The 17,196-nt window shown below is 60.1% G+C and carries 12 protein-coding genes and 1 pseudogene; 10 read left to right on the top strand and 3 right to left on the bottom strand.

Going from position 1 to position 17,196, the window contains the following annotated elements:
- Positions 1-59: 59 nt before the first annotated feature.
- A complete protein-coding gene (locus A3M7_RS0142690; RefSeq protein ID WP_027549386.1) occupies positions 60-1,355 on the bottom strand; it encodes a lipopolysaccharide biosynthesis protein in 1,296 nt (431 codons plus the stop codon).
- Between the two features lie 627 nt (positions 1,356-1,982).
- Here A3M7_RS0142690 and A3M7_RS0142685 point away from each other — a divergent pair.
- Positions 1,983-2,198, top strand: a complete 216-nt coding sequence (locus tag A3M7_RS0142685; protein ID WP_027549385.1) for a hypothetical protein — start codon at positions 1,983-1,985, stop codon at positions 2,196-2,198.
- On the opposite strand, the gene A3M7_RS45790 is transcribed toward A3M7_RS0142685, so the two are convergent.
- Together A3M7_RS45790 and A3M7_RS45785 are read right to left on the bottom strand one after the other, a co-directional pair.
- Positions 2,177-3,388: an acyltransferase gene (locus tag A3M7_RS45790; protein ID WP_063629497.1), complete on the bottom strand. Its 1,212-nt coding sequence runs from the start codon at positions 3,386-3,388 to the stop codon at positions 2,177-2,179. The two genes, A3M7_RS0142685 and A3M7_RS45790, sit on opposite strands and share 22 nt — an antisense overlap.
- A complete protein-coding gene (locus tag A3M7_RS45785; RefSeq protein ID WP_049824043.1) occupies positions 3,388-4,704 on the bottom strand; it encodes a hypothetical protein in 1,317 nt (438 codons plus the stop codon). The genes A3M7_RS45790 and A3M7_RS45785 overlap by 1 nt, the downstream gene beginning before the upstream one ends.
- A gap of 127 nt (positions 4,705-4,831) precedes the next feature.
- Between A3M7_RS45785 and A3M7_RS0142670 the strand changes: the two genes are divergently transcribed.
- The 9 genes and pseudogenes from A3M7_RS0142670 to A3M7_RS50195 form a co-directional block, all read left to right on the top strand.
- Positions 4,832-6,193, top strand: a complete 1,362-nt coding sequence (locus A3M7_RS0142670; protein ID WP_027549384.1) for an O-antigen ligase — start codon at positions 4,832-4,834, stop codon at positions 6,191-6,193.
- Positions 6,194-6,287: 94 nt separating this feature from the next.
- The gene (locus A3M7_RS0142665) at positions 6,288-6,917 is read left to right on the top strand and encodes a hypothetical protein (RefSeq protein ID WP_156937137.1); all 630 of its coding nucleotides are present in this window, start codon (positions 6,288-6,290) and stop codon (positions 6,915-6,917) included.
- Between the two features lie 102 nt (positions 6,918-7,019).
- A complete protein-coding gene (locus tag A3M7_RS45780; RefSeq protein ID WP_084303032.1) occupies positions 7,020-7,619 on the top strand; it encodes a transglutaminase-like cysteine peptidase in 600 nt (199 codons plus the stop codon).
- A 157-nt stretch (positions 7,620-7,776) separates the two neighbouring features.
- A complete protein-coding gene (locus A3M7_RS0142655) occupies positions 7,777-8,304 on the top strand; it encodes a hypothetical protein (protein WP_210164313.1) in 528 nt (175 codons plus the stop codon).
- A 6-nt stretch (positions 8,305-8,310) separates the two neighbouring features.
- Positions 8,311-10,524, top strand: coding sequence for a polysaccharide biosynthesis tyrosine autokinase (locus A3M7_RS0142650; RefSeq protein ID WP_027549381.1), 2,214 nt, complete (start codon positions 8,311-8,313; stop codon positions 10,522-10,524).
- A gap of 139 nt (positions 10,525-10,663) precedes the next feature.
- Positions 10,664-11,290 carry a hypothetical protein gene (locus A3M7_RS45775; RefSeq protein WP_049824039.1) on the top strand — a complete coding sequence of 209 codons (627 nt, stop codon included), beginning with the start codon at positions 10,664-10,666 and terminating at the stop codon, positions 11,288-11,290.
- Between the two features lie 152 nt (positions 11,291-11,442).
- Entirely contained in the window at positions 11,443-12,453 is a 1,011-nt protein-coding gene (locus A3M7_RS0142640) for an NAD-dependent epimerase (RefSeq protein ID WP_027549380.1), read from the top strand.
- A 190-nt stretch (positions 12,454-12,643) separates the two neighbouring features.
- Positions 12,644-13,966 (top strand): UDP-glucose/GDP-mannose dehydrogenase family protein, encoded by a 1,323-nt coding sequence (locus A3M7_RS0142635; protein WP_027549379.1) that lies wholly within the window; start codon positions 12,644-12,646, stop codon positions 13,964-13,966.
- Between the two features lie 921 nt (positions 13,967-14,887).
- A pseudogene (locus tag A3M7_RS50195) lies at positions 14,888-17,196 on the top strand (RHS repeat protein); the annotation flags it as partial.

Here is a 17,196-nt window from a genome sequence, read left to right as displayed (position 1 = left end):
TGGGCGCTGGCTAGATCCAAATGGCCTCGGCCGGTCGGCAAGGCGGTCTTCGTTGCCACTCATCCGCCGTTGTCGGAAGAGGGCGATGCACCGGTCGAACGAAACGCCCCCGCCAGGAACCAAGCGCGCATGAGCAGCAGGATAACTGCGGTCACGAAAATTGCAATTCCTGCGCCAGTCAGGCCGAAAGTGACGATGCCGACGCACGTCATTGCGGTCGAAAGACAGACCCCGATGGTGTTGATGGCGGCGTAGGACGCGTCCTTTTTCGTGCTCAGGAGGCCGACATTGCCCAGATCCGAGCACGAGCGCAGCACGGCCGCTGCAAGCAGCAGCAGGAACAGGCCGCGATGCTCGCTCAGTCCTTCCATCGCCATGTAGCGCAGCGCCACTTCGCTTGCCGCGAAAATGGCCACGGCCCCGCCCGTAGAAATCGAGATGACCTTGTAGAATTCCACGCGAAGCGCTTCCCGCCATGCCTCGCGATTGCCGCTCGCATAGGTCGACACAAGAATGGGCAGGGCAGCTTGAACGACGGCAGTCGATACCAGCGTCTGTAACGAATTGGCGAGCGACCAGAAGAACGTATAGATGCCCGTCGCCGACAGTCCGAGGAAAAAGCCCACGATGTAGCGGTCGAGATACATGAGCCCGACGAGGCTGACGTCGCTCACATAGATGTGCCAGGATCTCTTGAGGCGGTTGGTGATCCAGTCGAAATCGACGTCCCGCGAGAGCACGCCGCTCAGCTTCCAGTTTCTTGCCATGATGCCGAGCACGACAAGGGCAAAGACGTTCGAGACGATCCAGGCGCACAACACCGTTTCGATCGAGCGAAATTGCGGAAACAACAGGCCGAGGCCGATGACAAAGGGAATCCACGCGGCGGAGCGAAGCAGGACGAGCACATTGGCTACAATCGCCTTGTCGAGGCCGATCAGTGGCAGGTGCAGATCGAGCCCGATGGTCTCGAGCCACACCAGCACGGCGATCAGCGCGTAAAGCAGGGTGACCGGCCGGTGCAGGTAGAACGACAGCAATACCGCCAGGACCGTAGCGAGACTCAGCGAAACGATTGTGACGAACAAGCGATTCCGGACTCGGATTGCCGCTTCAGCCGGCGACAATCCGACCACCTCGCGCGCCACGAAATAATTCAGGCCCCATCCTATCACCGCCGGCGCGAGGCCGGTCACGCCGACCGTCAGCCCATAAACACCGGCCGCGTCATAACCCAGGTACTTGATGACGTAAAAGGAAAGCAGGAATCGAAGCCCGAGCGTCGCCAGTCGAATGAGCACATTCGCGAAGGCAACCAGCTTCTGGGGGACTTGCATTGTCAGGGCACCGATCATCCGTGATAGCGCAGGGCAAGCACATCATCCGACCGGTGTCAAAGGCGAAGCGTCATCGCGCGGGATGGTGCTCGCTCTGTACGCGCGAAAACATTCGACGGCCTGTCAATCCGCCGAAGTTTTAGCCGCTGTGCCTCATGACAGGCAGAGATCTTGTCAGAACCGATGGCGCAAGACTCAAGGTCAACGTCGCAGCATGAAGTTGCCAAGACAAAGGCGCGCGTCGATCCAGAACTGTCGGAAGGTTGTTATCGAGAACGGCCGCAATGCAAGGAGGCATCTCGGGCCGAAGTGCCATATCCGCTTGTCGCTGCCCGTGCAAGGAGGCGATCGGCTGGCTGGCTTCCATCACGGCTGCCCTCGCAATTGTGCAGTCCGAGAGTGGGCAGGGCTCACCCCGGTCCGAGGCCGCCTGCCGTGTGGTTCCCGCTCGATACACTGAGCGCCGGCGTGTCGGGCGAATGGTCGCAGCGATGGCGTCAATCCCGCGTTCGTTCGATCTTAGCCATCGTTGCGCGATTGCCGGATTCCGGGCAATCGAGTCAACGCACCTTTTACCGTTCCCGGCCTAGCCTGACCAAAAGGCGAGAAAACAGAAGGTACGGGTTAACCAAGGGGAGGGTGGGGATGAAGGCAAAACTCACGCGCGATAGCGCGAGGGCGCTTGTCGAAGCAGGCTACATGCCTCTGGCTCATTATATAGAGTTGTTCGGTGTAGACGCTCCTCCGGAGACGGTCTCGCCCAGCATCGTGCCGAAAAAGCGGCGCAGCGCACCGGTCAAGAAGCTGCCAGCCGAGGCTGTTCAGGTGAAGCTCGACCGTCACTCACGCCGGCGCCCCTGATGATCGAGCCTGGCGTGGTCGCGTAGATCGTCTCGCAAGAGCGGGCTGGCGACCGCGCTCTGGACTTCGACCGAGGTCTTCCGCTCATGAGTGCCAAGGAGGGCCGCGATGACGTTCCGCAGCCGGACCTCGATCAGCTCATATGTGATCGTCGAGGCAACGAACGAAGACAGCAGCCCGAGAACGACGAACATGGGCCAAACCACCCAGGGTGAGTAGCCCTGGGTGACCAGTCGTGCCCCGATCACCTGCAACGGGTAGAGCGCGAACGGGTGAACGAGATACAGGCTGTAGCTGATCTTGCCAACGAATTGCGGTGAGGCCTTCGACAACTGCTGCGCAATGGTCGAAGCCGGGTTCAGGACCGTCGAAAACAGGATGAGGCCCGGAAGCAGCCCCACGAACGGATGTACATATTCCAGCAGCATGTACATCAGTGCCAGGCACGCGACGCTGAGCAGCAGCCCCGATATGCCTCGCGCTCCGATGCGCAGTTCGATCGCCCTCAGCGCGAATCCGACCACGAAATAGGCCGAAATCGGAAAGTAGAGAACGGCGATGACCCCCGCCAGAACGAGCAGGGCGGTCACCGGTCGCGAGCGCGTGGTGAAATAGTAGGTTGCCGCGAACCACAAATAGAAGACCCACTCGTAGGTCAGCGTCCATGCGTTCTGCTGCCCAATCGGCATGTTCAGGATGTCGGGGAGGAAGAACAGGTTCGCGAGGAATATCTTCACGTAGTCCAGCGCGTCGATGCCCTTGAAGAATTTGTATCCGACCAGCGGCCCGATGACGAAGAGGGCGAGATGAAGGATGACAAATACAGGAAGGATGCGCAGACAGCGGTCGATGAAGAATTTCGAAACCACCTGATGCCGGACGAGGCTGGCCGGGATCAGGTACCCGCTTATCATGAAGAACACTTCGACCCCGCGGCCGAAGGTTCCGATGATTGCATCGAACCACGACGGCATGGGCGGCAGAAAGCCGGCCGTGAGAGGCATGTCATAGAGATGAACGAGCAAGACGCTTAGCGCGGCAAGGCCGCGCAGCCCCTGGATCGACGGCTCAAAGAGCCGGGCTTGGGCCGCGGAGCCGTGCCGCCCAAAGATATTGTGCCTGCTGTCGGATACTCTCTTGGCGAAATCCTTCGCCCTCTCCGAGCCCGATGGTCGTTCGAGAAGAGCCATCACCCGCTTGCAACCTTTAGGAGCTGCGGCGGCTGCCCCATAGCATTGCGGTTCGCGCGCGGAAGCGGCGACGGCTTTCCGAAAACTTCACTGAACGCCATGGTGATCACCAGCAGACCGCTCGCGGGGCCGTAACCGAGAACGGTTATGGTGTAGAAGTTCATCACAAAGATGGCAGTGAGCTTGTAGATATCGCGGGTCCTGGCCACGGCCATGATCACGAAGATCACGAAGATCACGAAGATCGGACCAAACATCAGGTAGGTTCCGATGTAGAAATTATCCACGGGCACGTAATAGCTGACTTTGTTTGAGAACAGCTGCTGCGGATAGTTGAAGCAGCCCAGTCCGCAACCGGTGAAATATCCCAGCGGCATCAGATCGTTCATGTAGACGAACGGCAGCTGCCAGCTGTTGTTGATGCGATCCTGCAGGCTGTACAGGCCCTTTGCGATTCTGCCCAAATTGGTCCCGCTGAACGCTAGCATCAAGGCCGCCGGGACGAGGAGGCAGGCAAAGGACCAGAGCGCCAGCGAACGAAGCGCAGCGAAACGATGGCGTTCGTCGAACGCGCGAACCAGCAGCAGGGCGCCGAGGTAGATCACAAGGACGCCCAGCGCGGTCTTGTTGGTCGAAACCTGAATCGCATAGAGGGCGGGACCCGCCCACAACAGGCACCAGAGCACGCTCTTGCGAATGGAGGTGAAGACATAGGTTATCAACACGAAATACGCAGCCATGGTGCTGTCGGCGGCGAACCCCGAGATGCGGCTTTCGCCGCCCGTCCACCAGAGTCGTGCCGCGGTTCGCGTCGCGCCGAAAGATTCGTATGAGAAGGCGACCCACGGCAGCCGCGAATGCGCGGACCAGAAGATCCCAATCATCGAGGCGAAGAACAGAAAATAGATGACGTTCAGCAGGAGTTTCTGGTCCTTGAACTCGCGGCCGCAAAAGCAAAATCCGACAAAAGCGGGCGCGATCATTTTCATCGAAGAGGCCAGCCCCTTCGTCTCTCCAAGGAATACGTAGCCGAGAAAAAGCGCGAAAATCGTATAGAGAACGAGCAGGATGGCGATGATGCTGCCTTGCTTGAACGCATATCTGTACGTGAATGCTCCGACGCAGGCGAATGCAAACAAGTCGGGAACGAACCAGAGGGCGTCCAGATGCGTGAGGCTCGCATAATAGCGGAAGACGCCGGCGAAGGCGTCGCGGCTGAAATAGAGCAGCACCGCGCAGCCTTCGAGGGTAGGCAGCGTCCAGGCCGAAGCTGGGGCCTCGCGCTTTTCGGCGAGCGGCGTTGTCGGTTGATCCATCGTAGGGCCTTCGGTTAGATCGCGCGTGCTGTCAGAGACCGATAGGCCGATCGATAGCGTAGCAAATTGTCTCGATTTTGGTCATTCTACACATCTGGCTCAATGAAGTGATCGCCGATTCCGCAGCTTGCCGATAGAAATTTCAGTGCATCGTATATCTTGGTTCATCGCGATTGTAGCCTTCGTATTGGCCCCTTTGCCCTTCGGGTCGGTCGATCTGATCTGGATCTGGATCTGGACGGCGCTCCTGATCGCGAGCTTGTTAACCGCCAACCTCTCCCGCGTTTGCAGCTCGGACCTCTGGGTAATCGGACCGACGGGAGCGGTCCTGCTGTTATTGTGTGCACTCACGGTTTTCCAGGTCTCCCCGGGGGTGAACGACGCGCTCGCCGATCCTTTCTGGCGAATTGCCAGGGATGTCGCGGGGGTCACGGAGCCGAACCGCATCTCCGCTACGGCATCGGTGCCCTGGATCGCATTCGGTTCTTGCGTGCTCTTTGTACTCGCGCTCTTGCGGGCCTATCTGCTTGCCACCGACGAAAAAGCGGCACGGCAGGTGTTGAAAGCGATCGCCTATGCGGGATTTGCCTATGCGGTCTATGGCATCCTCGCGCATCTCCTGGCGCCGACCACGTTGCTCTGGAGGAGCAAGGAATACTACCTTCCGTATGCGACGGGAACGTTCGTGAACCGCAACACTGCTGCCGCTTTTTGGGGCAGTTGCTCGGTCTTGTTCCTGGGCCGTCTGGCGCCGATTGCGTCGGACGCTCTGCTTTTGGCGCGTCGGCCCCATTACAGTTCGTTCACAGACCATCCTGCCACGCTTGCTGTCGGCGTTCTGACATGTCTCGTCGCCACCGGCATGACCGGCTCTCGCGCCGGAGTTCTGTTGACCCTGTTAAGCCTCGCCTGCCTCGCCAATCTCCATCTCATGCAACTTCGGTTCCAATCCAGGCATTACTGGCTGGGAGCGGGAGCCGTCACGGCCGCCACCATCGTGGGGTTCCTTGTGATTGGCGGGAATGTGATCGGTCGGGTCGGTCTGTTCGGCCTGACCGACGGTCAGCGTGCCGAAGTCTATCGGACATCACTCGAGATGCTGCGCGGGCACGAATTGTTCGGCATCGGCGTCGGAAATTTCGAGACTGCATTTCCGCCCTATCGCCCGGAAAGTCTTGGCAGTCAGGGCATCTGGGACAAGGTGCACAGCACGCCCCTGGAAATGATGATCTCGATCGGGCTTCCCCTGGGAGCGACAATTTGCGCCATCGCCGCTTTCTTCTGGGGGCGGATGCTCTGGGGAGCTTTCTCAAGGCTTCGTGACCGAGACATTCCAGCCACGGCTGCTTCCGTGTTTCTGCTCGGAGTGTTGCATTCGTGTATCGATTTTTCGCTACAAATCGCTGGATTTGCGGTGGTATTCGCGGCAATTTCCGGCTGCGGCTTGGCTCAATCGATATCGACGACACGACGTCCGCAAAGAGCCTAGGCAGTTTACCATCCGTTAAATATAATCGAGCGGTTCCTCGAAAATCCTGTATGTCTGAAAAATGTCTATTCGTGGAAAGAATTGGGGTTACCAGATGCGCATGATACCCGGGTTGGTGATTGCATTGCTGCTGGCACCATCGACATCCAACGCTGCAACGGCCGTCGACGTTGCTTGCGTGCCTGCTGCGGCAGGCGTGAACGCTGAAAAGGCAACCCAGTTTCTCGACAATCCGGCTGGACTGTTGAATGGAATCCCCGAGGGTGAAGAAGGCAGGCTTTCCGCGGCGATTCGAGATTTCGCCTCGATGCGTCCTGAGACGGTGGAGGGCATTGGGTCGCTCTCGAGCGCCAGTTCCCCGGCGCAGAACCGGGCGATTGGCGCCGGACTGGGCACTGCTGCATCGACCTGCGTGCTGAGTCATCCGGCGACCGCCATGGCGATCCAGGAAGCTGTCCTGAAGACCGAGAACAGCGACCTGATTCAGTCTTTCGTAAGCATCACTGGCGATGTTCCGACGACTGCCGTTCCCGGCTCCGATCCCAACGGCGAATCTATCGCTGGAGGTGGGCGCGGCACCGCTCCGGTGCAGTCCCCTGGCGCGGTAAGTACTTCAGTGAGCACCACTTTTACCGCGGCCTCGCCTCCGTCGACGACGACCTTCTTCTCGGCGGCCTCAGTCACCTCGATCAACCCGCTCGCGCAGACCAGCCCGACAAACTGAACGAGGGCACGCCATTTAGGTGCAATTTTACGAAATTGCGCAATCGGGTTGAGAACTTTCGAGGCTACCGTCGAGCGATCAAGAGTATCGCGGGAGGCGGTGATGAAGCGTCTGGTTGCAGCCCTGTTCGTTCTGAGTTCCTCGTTGCCGTGCCTTGCGGCTGAACAAGGAATGAGCAAGGGCGTCTTTCTGAAGGAGGCCCAGAACGTTCTGGCTCCATTGCAGTTCGTGAAGTTCTGCATGAACTATTCGCGCGAGTGCGAGAAAAGCTCGCCTGAGGCGCAATTGCCGGCACGGGATGCCGCTTTTTCGACGCTCGAAGAGGTCAATGCCAGCGTGAATCAGGCGATCTCGCCTGTGATGAAATCAACTGATCCGCTGCTGGCGCGCTGGACGCTCTCGCCGTCGTCGGGCGATTGCAACGACTATGCGATTACCAAGCGCCATCTGCTTCTCGCCAAGGGGTGGCCTGCGAGCGCCCTGCGTCTGGCGGTCGTCTTTGCTCCCGCCGGAGGGCATCTCGTGTTGATCGCGCGGTTGCAGGACGGTGACTATATTCTGGACAACCTCGCGTCGGGCGTTCGCGATTGGCGGGGAGCGGGCTATCAATGGGTGTCGATGGAATCCGGTGAGGACCCTCGCGTCTGGGTTTCGATCGCCAAGCAAGATCATCGCGATTTTGCCGAACTCGGAAGCAGGTGAGGGACGTCGTAAGGAGTCCCGATCGGTTTTCTTTTGCAATGCACAAAGACTTGCCGTATTTATCCGCTAACCGCGGCTAATCCATTAACTACGGTGAGACCAAGTGCTTCGTAGAGACCGCAATCGCCTGCTGGGCCTTCATTCGCGTGCTCCGATCTTGGCGCGATCACTCTTGGCCGTGGCGTGCCTGACGCTGGCTGGAGTGTCGTCGGCAACGGCACACTGCCTGCCGTTGCTGCTCAGAACTCCGCCTGTCGAGCTTCGTCTTTTTGCGGCCGATCCCGCGCATGTCTTGAAGTACGCGAAGAACGACAAGAACAAGATCGAGAGCAAGGTTACGGAGTATTTGGCCACTGATCCCGATTTGCTCCCGCAGATCGGGAAATTGGTATCGCTGGCTCCGGCGTCGAATCGGTCGGCAATCGGGCGTGGCTTGGCGCGAGCTGCGCAGCATTGTGGCCCGATTGAGCCCAGGGTTGTGCAGAGCATTATCGATTTTGTACGAAAATTGCAGGACTCATCGGTGAGCGCTGGATACGCGTCGATTGAGAACGACGCGCCTGTTCCGGTTTCGGCACAGAGCAAGCCGGTCCCCCAATCCAGTTCATTATTTGAGGGGGAATGGAACATGGATGTCGGCAATCCGTTCGCCCCCGTCCCGCTTCCTCTCGAATTGCCGCGATAGTAACGCATGTATCAGCCGCGAAATACCTTCGACGCCGGACAGTCTTCGTCGTTACCGCTAAATACCGCCGTTTTGACCTTCGAGCGGACGCTCGACATTGTGCGCCGGCAGTGGCCGTTGATCGCCTCCGTCGTGGGTCTCTGTCTGGCCGTGGTGGTGGCGTATGCGCTGACGGCCACTCCTTATTACACGAGCTCCGTCAGCATCCTCGTGGATACCCGTCAGGCGGTTCTGAACAAGTCCACCGACGCCGCGAACAGCACGCTGATCGATCCCGGCTTCGTCGAGAGCCAGGTCGAAATTCTCACGTCCGACGACCTGGTGCGCTCGGTCGTTGATTCCCTGAACCTCACCAGCGATCCCGAATACGTCCAGGGGGACATGATCTCCTATGTCGTTGGTGCAATCACCAATCTGCTCGGTCTCGGCGAGCCGGAATCCAAGGATTTCGTGAAGCGGATGGTGGTCGCCAGCCTCAAGAAGAATCTGAAAGTCGAGCGCGTCGGCGTCACCTATGTGCTGACGATGTCGTTCCGGTCGACGGTGCCCGAGAAGGCGGCGAAGATCGCGAACGCCCTGGCGGATGCGTACATGACCAGCGTCCTCGAGGCCAAGTACCAGTCTACGAAACGGGCGAGCGAGTGGCTGCAACGGCGAAGCGCCGAGCTGCAGCAGCAGGCGATGGAGGCCGACCGGGCCGTCCAGACCTTCAAGGCCGAAAATAACATCGTCGGTACGAGCAAGGGCTTGATGAACGAGCAGCAGCTCTCCGACGTCAACACGCAACTGATCCAGGCGCGCGCCAGCACCGCGGAAGCCAAGGCCCGGCTCGATCGAATCAACGCGATCACTGACCAGGATCTCGCCCAGCCGACCGTGACCGACGCGCTCAGCAACACCGTGATCACGCGACTACGCGCGCAATATCTCGATCTCGCCGCCCAGTATGCGGATTGGTCGAGCAAGTACGGGAAGGACCACCAGGCGTCGGTCAACCTAGCCTCCCGCATGCAGGAACTGCGGCGGGCGATCAGGGACGAGGTCAAGCGCATCGCCGATGCCTACAAGAGCGACTACGAGATCGCGCGCAGCAGGGAAAGTTCGCTCGAATCGGATCTCAACAAGCTCGTGAGCCAATCCGGCAGCGCCAGTCAGGCGCAGGTGAAGCTGCGCAATCTGGAGAGCGCCGCCGACACCTATCGGACGCTGTACAACAACTTCCTGCAGCAATTGCAGGAAGCGACGCAGAACCAGAGCTTCCCGATCAGCGAAGCCAGAATCATCAGCACGGCTCAGAAGGCGGACAAGAAGAGCTGGCCGAAGACGGGCCTGCTGCTCCTGGGCGGGCTGATCGGAGGCCTGTGCTTCGGCCTCGGTGGTGCCGTCGGCAAGGAAATGCTGACCGAAGTCATGCGCACTCCGTCGGAGGTCGAGACCGAGACGGCGCTGCAATGCCTTGGCACCCTGCCGGAGCTTCGTCCTGAAGCGTCGGATGGTTCGTCGTCGGACATACGCGGGGCGGCGCTGACGCGATATGCGCTCGAACATCCGTTTTCGCGGTTTGCCGAAACGCTTCGCAACATCAAGACCGCCGTCGATCTGTCGCGCCTGACCAGGGAAACGAACGTCATTGCCGTCGTCTCTTCGCTCCCGAAGGAGGGCAAGACGACCGTTGCCGCGAACCTGGCTCATCTGGCTGCCCTCGCCGGGCATCGCACGTTGCTGATCGATGGCGATCTGCACACCCAGTCCTTGACGCGGAAGATCGCGCCCGGCGCCAAGTCCGGTCTGGTCGAGGCCCTCGCCGACCCCGCGCAGTTCGAGCACCACATCCAGGTCGACCGGCAGTCCAATCTCAATTTCCTGCCGTCGGTCGTGCGGGCGCGGCTGGTCAACTCGGCCGATCTGCTGTCCTCCCAGTCGATGTCGGATTTTCTCAAGGTGGCGAGAAAGAAGTACGACTATATCTTCGTCGACCTCGCTCCGGTGCTTCCGGTGACGGATGCCAAGGCCGTCGGACATCTGGTCGACGCCATCGTCTACGTGGTTGAATGGGGCAAGACCCGCCGCGCGGCGGTGAACGAGGCCATCGTCGACCTCGAGGTGTTCAGAGGCAAGATCGTCGGTATCGTGCTGAACCGTGCCAATCCGAAAACGCTGAAGCGCATCGAGTCGTACAAGGGGCGGCACTATTCCGACTATTACGTCGAGCAGGCCTGAGAACAAGCAGAGGTCCCGCCGCCCGTCTGCGGTATATGGGGCCATTGTCAACGTCGTCGTCGCTGCGACGGCGCTGGCCTGGCTGCTGTCGGTTGCGAGCTATACGTTTCGCCCCACGCTGCAGGACCTCGCCGCGCGCTTGAGCCGCGGCGAGAATTACGACAATGAGGTTCTCGTACGTATTGCGTCCCGCTACGAGGACGCCTCGGACGTATTTTGCGACGCCAGGCAGCGTCGCAACCTGCTCCTGATCAACCTGCGGCTCCTGAGCAATTACCTCGAATCCGGCGGCGTCGATTCGCTCGATGCGAGTCTGCAGAACGTGAGGCGCTCGGCGAAACAACTGCTCGCATGCTCGCCCTCGGAATCGATCGCTTGGCTGGCGTTGTACTGGGTCGAGATTCGAGCCGCAGGCTTTGGCCCGACTGCGGTTTCCTATCTCACCCAGTCCTATCATCTCGGGCCGCATGAGATTTGGGTTCAGCTTTTTCGCGCGCCGCTGGCGTTGCGCGCCTACGGCTTCCTGCCGGAGGACCTCAAGCGACAGACACGCGCTGATTTCGACGACATCATCGGCGCCCGTCTCTTTCCGACGGCCGTTCTGATGTATCAGGCCGCATCGCAGGCGACCCAAACGGTGCTGCTCGAAGGCATGTGCGACGACCCGATCGAGGTGAGGCTCGTCTTCCGTCGCTTCGCCGAAAGCCGCGGGCTGCGCATTGCGCATGCGTGCTTTGCCGAACCCGGCAATCCTGCCCGCTTGTAGCGTCTGTCAGCCGGCGTCGTGCATGGATCGTCGGCGCGCCATATCTATCGCCGATGAGGGCGCTGTGCATGAAACTGCCGCAAATCCGAGCCTTGCTTCCGACGTATCAGTCTGGCATTGCAGTGCGGTAAGGACGAAGCGACGAGTTGATCATGGCTCCTGTGATTGTCACTGGCGCTGCCGGTTTTATCGGCATGCATCTATCTGAACGCCTCCTCGCACGCGGAGAGGATGTCGTCGGTATCGATTCGCTGACAGCCTATTATGATCCGGCTTTGAAGCGCGCGCGACTTGACCGGCTGCAGCAGCATCCCGGGTTCAAATTCTATGAGACGGATCTTGCCGATTTCGCAGCCACGGCGCGGGTCTTCCAGGATGTGCGGCCCGATCGCGTCGTGCATCTGGCGGCGCAGCCCGGTGTGCGTGCGTCGATCGACGATCCCATCACCAGCATCCGCGCCAATTGTGACGGCTTTGTCACCGTGCTCGAAGCCGGCCGGCGTCATGGCGTGGCGCATCTCGTCTACGCCTCGTCGAGCTCCGTCTACGGCGCCAACCGCACCTTGCCCTATTCGACCGAGCATTCGGTGAACCATCCGGTCAGCCTTTACGCCGCGAGCAAGAAGGCCAACGAACTGATGGCGCATACCTTCGCGCATGTTCACAAGCTGCCGGTGACCGGTCTGCGCTTCTTCACCGTCTACGGTCCGTGGGGCCGGCCCGACATGGCCGCCTGGCTGTTCACGCGCGCGATCTTCGCGAATGAGCCGATCAAGATTTTCAATAATGGCGACATGTGGCGCGACTTCACCTATGTCGACGACATCGTCGAAGGCGTGATCCGCACCCTCGACCGGCCCGCGACACCGAATCCCGCGTGGAACGCGGAAGCGCCGGAAAACTCGACGAGCTATGCGCCATATCGCGTCTACAACATCGGCAACAACAGGTCGGTCAAACTGATCGAGTTCGTCGAGACGCTGGAGAAGATCATCGGGAAGCCGGCGATCCGCAAGCTGCTGCCGATGCAGGCCGGCGACGTCCTGGAGACGCGCGCCGACATTTCCGCCCTCCAGCGTGACGTCGGTTTCTCGCCCTCGACATCGATCGCGGACGGCCTTGGCCGCTTCGTCGAATGGTATCGCAAGTATCACGGCGTGTGATCCCCCAACGCCGTGTTCCGCACCGGGACGCTAATCGTTACGTGCAGCGCGCCTGCCGTTGCCTCGCGCAAGGCGGTGAAGGTTTGTTCGGCAGGTGATGCAGGCTGCCCTAATGTTGGGCGTGCGGTCGGATAGAAAATTGGTCTAGGGTGTTCAGTGGAACATCCGTCGTCAACGGAAAGAGTTTTTCATGCGAATCGCGATGATCGGAACGGGCTATGTGGGACTGGTGTCCGGAGCCTGCTTTGCGGATTTCGGTCACGACGTCACCTGCGTCGACAAGGACGAGAAGAAGATCGCGGCACTCCATCGCGGCGAGATCCCGATCTACGAGCCCGGGCTCGACGAGCTGGTCGCAAGCAACGTCAAGGCCAAGCGGCTCGATTTCACCACCGACCTGTCCAAGCCGGTGGCGGATGCCGACGCCGTCTTCATCGCGGTCGGCACGCCGTCGCGCCGCGGCGATGGTCACGCCGATCTGTCCTACGTCTATGCCGCCGCGAAAGAGATCGCGCAGTCGCTGTCGGGCTTCACCGTCGTGGTGACGAAATCGACCGTGCCGGTCGGCACCGGCGACGAGGTCGAGCGCATCATCCGCGAGACCAATCCGAAAGCGGACGTCGTCGTCGCCTCCAACCCCGAATTCCTGCGCGAGGGCGCGGCGATCCGCGACTTCAAGTATCCCGATCGCGTCGTGGTCGGCACCTCCGACGAGCGCGGCCGCAAGGTGATGGGCGATATCTATCGCCCGCTATCGCTGAACCAGGCGCCGCTGATGTTCACGGAGCGCCGCACCGCCGAGATGATCAAATACGCTGCCAACGCGTTCCTCGCGACCAAGATCACCTTCATCAACGAGATCGCGGACCTTTCCGAAAAGGTCGGCGCCAACGTGCAGGAGGTCGCGCGCGGCATTGGCCTGGACAACCGCATCGGCACCAAGTTCCTGCATGCAGGTCCCGGCTTCGGCGGCTCGTGCTTTCCGAAGGACACCAAGGCGCTGATCAAGATCGCGCAGGACTACGACGTGTCCCTGCGCATCGTCGAATCCGTGCTCGCCGTCAACGAGAACCGCAAGCGTGCGATGGCGCGGAAAGTGAGCCAGGCGCTCGGCGGCTCGCTGCGCGGCAAGACCATCGCCGTGCTCGGCCTCACCTTCAAGCCCGACACCGACGACATGCGCGATGCGCCGTCGATCCCGCTGGTGACCGGCCTGATCGACATGGGCGCCAAGGTCAAGGCCTTCGATCCCGTCGGGATGGAGCAGGCGAAGGGCGAGCTGCCCAGCATCATTTATTGCGAGGACGCCTATTCCTGCGCTGAAGGCGCCGATGCGCTCGTCATCGTCACCGAATGGGTGCAGTTCCGCGCGCTCGATCTCGACCGGCTGAAGGCGACCATGGCGCAGCCCATCGTCGTCGATCTCCGCAACATCTACCGCCCTGAAGAGATGGAAGCGGCCGGTTTTGTTTATGAAAGCGTTGGTCGGTCGAAGGAACAGAGCAGCGCCTAACCCGTCGTATAACTGCGGGAACATCAACTGTTCCGTCGTTTCCCGAGACGACGGTATCATTGGCGCCCGTCACCATCAAATGTGAAGCACAACGGACCATCGAAGCTTAGAGTGGCTTCCGTCGTTGCTACCGTCCGCCTTCCGAATGGGGCGAAGAACGATCCCAGGAGGTCTTTGTCGGCCAGCCTGGATGTTTGTTCGCACAGTCGCTTTATTCGGACGACGGGCATTTGAGGGCATTTGGAAGCAAGCGGCGGCACGGCTCTTTGCCGGAACCGATGGTCCGGCTCTTGCCGCGCTAGGCCAGAGGACGACCGCCGCGCCAAAGGCGCCTCCGCCGGGAATGCAACCATCCGCTTCGGCGCCCGTGCACCTTGCCGCGCGATGTCCGTTCAGTGCTGCTCCGGAGCCAGCCTTGTCTATCTGATGTCAACCATCTGGTCAATCTTAGGTAGGAAATAGATATCGCCTCGCGCGACGCGCGAGCCGTCGCGGACGCGGAGGTCTACAATCTCAGATTGCGCGTGCCGCGCGAGGAGCGCCGCGCCTCGCCATCGCCAGCGCAAAGACATTTCGGTGTCACGGGATCATCACTCTGTGGGCAAAGTGACGTGCGATGAATGTCGCCAATGGCGGCGGGCAAGGTTGGTTCCCTACATCGCTGAGATCATCAGGCTGCTTGCGCAGAAGCGCGCTCGACGTGCCGTCGCTTCGGCGCGGCGAGCGTCGTCGATCGCGCGCGCGAGCGAATGTGAAATCGTGATGATTTTGTTCCGCCGTGGAACTTGATTGAAGGAGCATCACTGATGTGCGCGAACCGCTGAAAATTTAGGCGAAAGCCTGACAATTTTAGCTTTCTTGAAGTTGGTTTTCTTAGGAGTGACTGCCAGTCTGCGCTCCATGGAAATGGGGGCGCTCTAAATGTCGAACGCGACGGTTACCACTGCTTCGAGCTTTGTGAATTCTCTCGGTATCAACACCAATGCGGGCGCCTATACCGACGCCTACACAAACTCCAGCTCGATCATCAACAGCCTGGACTATCTGGGCATCAGTCACGTTCGTGACTCCTACAACGCAAATGGGCATGCGAATGCGGTCATCGACGCGCTTGCCAATGCGGGTGTCTCTTTCGATTTTCGCGTGGCCTACACGCTGCCGGAGACGGGCAGCAGCGGGTTAGCGAGCTACGTCGCTTCTCTTGCGCAGTTCAAGACGGAGCACCCCGGCGCTCTGTTGTCTATCGAAGGCATCAATGAAGCCAATCTGAACGATTTTTCCTATAACGGTCTGACCTCGCTTGAAGGCGCGGCGGCGTTTCAGGAGGCTCTCTATGCCGCCGTGAAAGCTAACGGCGTTCTCAGCGGCGTCACCGTCGTCAACTTCAGCATCGGATACCAGACCGACGCGACGAACGCCGTGGTTGGCGACATGAGCGCCTATTCGGACGCGGCGAATGCACACGTCTACATACAGACCGGCGCGCTCGCCGACGCTCAGATCGAAGACGACCTCCGTCTGGCGCAGAACATTTCGACGAACGATCCGGTCATCGTGACGGAGACCGGCTATACGACCTTGTCGAGCGTCATGGGCATCGGCGCGAATGAGGACGCGCAGGCGAAGCTTGTCCTCTCCAATCTGCTCCTGGCCTATGAAAACGGATCTTCCGCCACCTATATTTACGAACTGTTCGACTCGCCATCCTCGGCGTCTCGAGGCGACAAGGAAGCCCATTTCGGTCTTTTCAACGTTGACGGAACGCCGAAGGAAGCCGCTGTCGCAGTCCACAATCTGACGACCATCTTGAGCCACGGTGACAACGGCAGCGCTCATACCGGCTCGGATCTGAGCTACACGCTTTCCAACGCGCCCAGCAACACGCATACGATGCTGATGAACAAGTCAGGCGGCGTCAGCGACCTCGTCGTATGGGCCGATACGCGCGTATGGGACAGTGCGACCCAGACCGAAATCACGACGCCGGTCACGTCCGTTACCGTTCAGCTCGGGCAGGTGCAAAGCACCATTTACGTTTATGACCCGCTGCAGGGTACGGACCCGATCGCGGTGTATTACAACACGGACAAGATCCAGATCGGCGTCAGCGATCATCCGTTGGTCATCGAGGTCGGTGCGACTTACCCGGTCGCCGAAGCCGGGACGACGGTGGATAGCGCTCTCACGATGACATCTGCCCAGTTCGTCGCCCAGATGGACACTCTGGTGAGCGCAACCGGGCTGGACAAGGTGACGTTGAGCGACACGCATGTTCTCGCCGTCTCGTCGACCCAGACCATGGAGTACGTCATTGCCCACTACGGCAATCTGCTGTCGAAGATCGACGGTGGCTATTCCTTTTCCGTCACCTGGAGCGGCGTCGGCTGGACCAAGGAACAGGATTTTGACGCCAGTGGTTCCCTGACCGAGACCATCGTTTGGGGCTTCGACGACAGCGGCGCCGTCGTCTCGAAGAGCATTACGCAGGCCGACGGACGGCTCGACTATTATCACTACGGCATCACCGGCCAATCCTACACGTCGCAGCACACTGCCTACGACGCGAGCGGCAATGTCACGCTTATCGAGCGCTTCCACGCCGACGGAAGCTATCAGTACAAGGCTGCATACAACAGCGACGGTTCCAAGCTTTACGACTACTACAGCAGCACCGGTGCGCTAAGCATGGAAGTCAGCGTGACCTCTTCGAGCACGGTCACGACGACCTATGACACCTCGACCGGATACAAGCTCAGCGTCTATACGGCCAATGCGGACGGTAGCGCCGACAACAAGGTCTATGCGAACGGCGTGCTGATGAAGGACAACGTCCTTCACGCGGACGGCTCGTCTGAGGCCTACGCCTACAACATCACCGGCCAGTCCTATACGACGACCCATCAGGTGATCGACGCGAGCGGCAAGGTGACGTTGATCGAGCGGTTCCATGCCGACGGCAGCTACCAGTACAAGGCGGCCTACAACTCGGATGGCTCGAAGGTCTACGACTACTACACGAGCACGGGGGTTCAGAGCTCCGAAGTAGTCGTCACGTCGACCGCCACGACGACGACGACCTTTGACACGGCGACGGGCTACAAGCTCAGCGTCTATACGGCCAATGCGGACGGCAGTGCCGACAACAAGGTCTACACGAACAACGTGCTGATGAAGGACAACGTCCTTCACAAGGACGGCTCGTCCGAGGTCTACATCTACAACATCACCGG

The organism is Bradyrhizobium sp. WSM2254, assembly GCF_000472645.1.
Taxonomy (GTDB): domain Bacteria; phylum Pseudomonadota; class Alphaproteobacteria; order Rhizobiales; family Xanthobacteraceae; genus Bradyrhizobium; species Bradyrhizobium niftali.
The sequence above is the reverse complement of the archived record's forward strand: the minus strand, read 5'-3'. Positions and strand labels throughout refer to the sequence as shown.

Excerpts from the sequence above, each read along its gene's own strand:
- A3M7_RS0142690 (WP_027549386.1), bottom strand. The coding sequence starts at position 1,355 with ATGATCGGTGCCCTGACAATGCAAGTCCCCCAGAAGCTGGTTGCCTTC.
- A3M7_RS0142685 (WP_027549385.1), top strand. The coding sequence starts at position 1,983 with ATGAAGGCAAAACTCACGCGCGATAGCGCGAGGGCGCTTGTCGAAGCA.
- A3M7_RS45790 (WP_063629497.1), bottom strand. The coding sequence starts at position 3,388 with ATGGCTCTTCTCGAACGACCATCGGGCTCGGAGAGGGCGAAGGATTTC.
- A3M7_RS45785 (WP_049824043.1), bottom strand. The coding sequence starts at position 4,704 with ATGGATCAACCGACAACGCCGCTCGCCGAAAAGCGCGAGGCCCCAGCT.
- A3M7_RS0142665 (WP_156937137.1), top strand. The coding sequence starts at position 6,288 with ATGCGCATGATACCCGGGTTGGTGATTGCATTGCTGCTGGCACCATCG.
- A3M7_RS45780 (WP_084303032.1), top strand. The coding sequence starts at position 7,020 with ATGAAGCGTCTGGTTGCAGCCCTGTTCGTTCTGAGTTCCTCGTTGCCG.
- A3M7_RS0142650 (WP_027549381.1), top strand. The coding sequence starts at position 8,311 with ATGTATCAGCCGCGAAATACCTTCGACGCCGGACAGTCTTCGTCGTTA.
- A3M7_RS0142640 (WP_027549380.1), top strand. The coding sequence starts at position 11,443 with ATGGCTCCTGTGATTGTCACTGGCGCTGCCGGTTTTATCGGCATGCAT.
- A3M7_RS0142635 (WP_027549379.1), top strand. The coding sequence starts at position 12,644 with ATGCGAATCGCGATGATCGGAACGGGCTATGTGGGACTGGTGTCCGGA.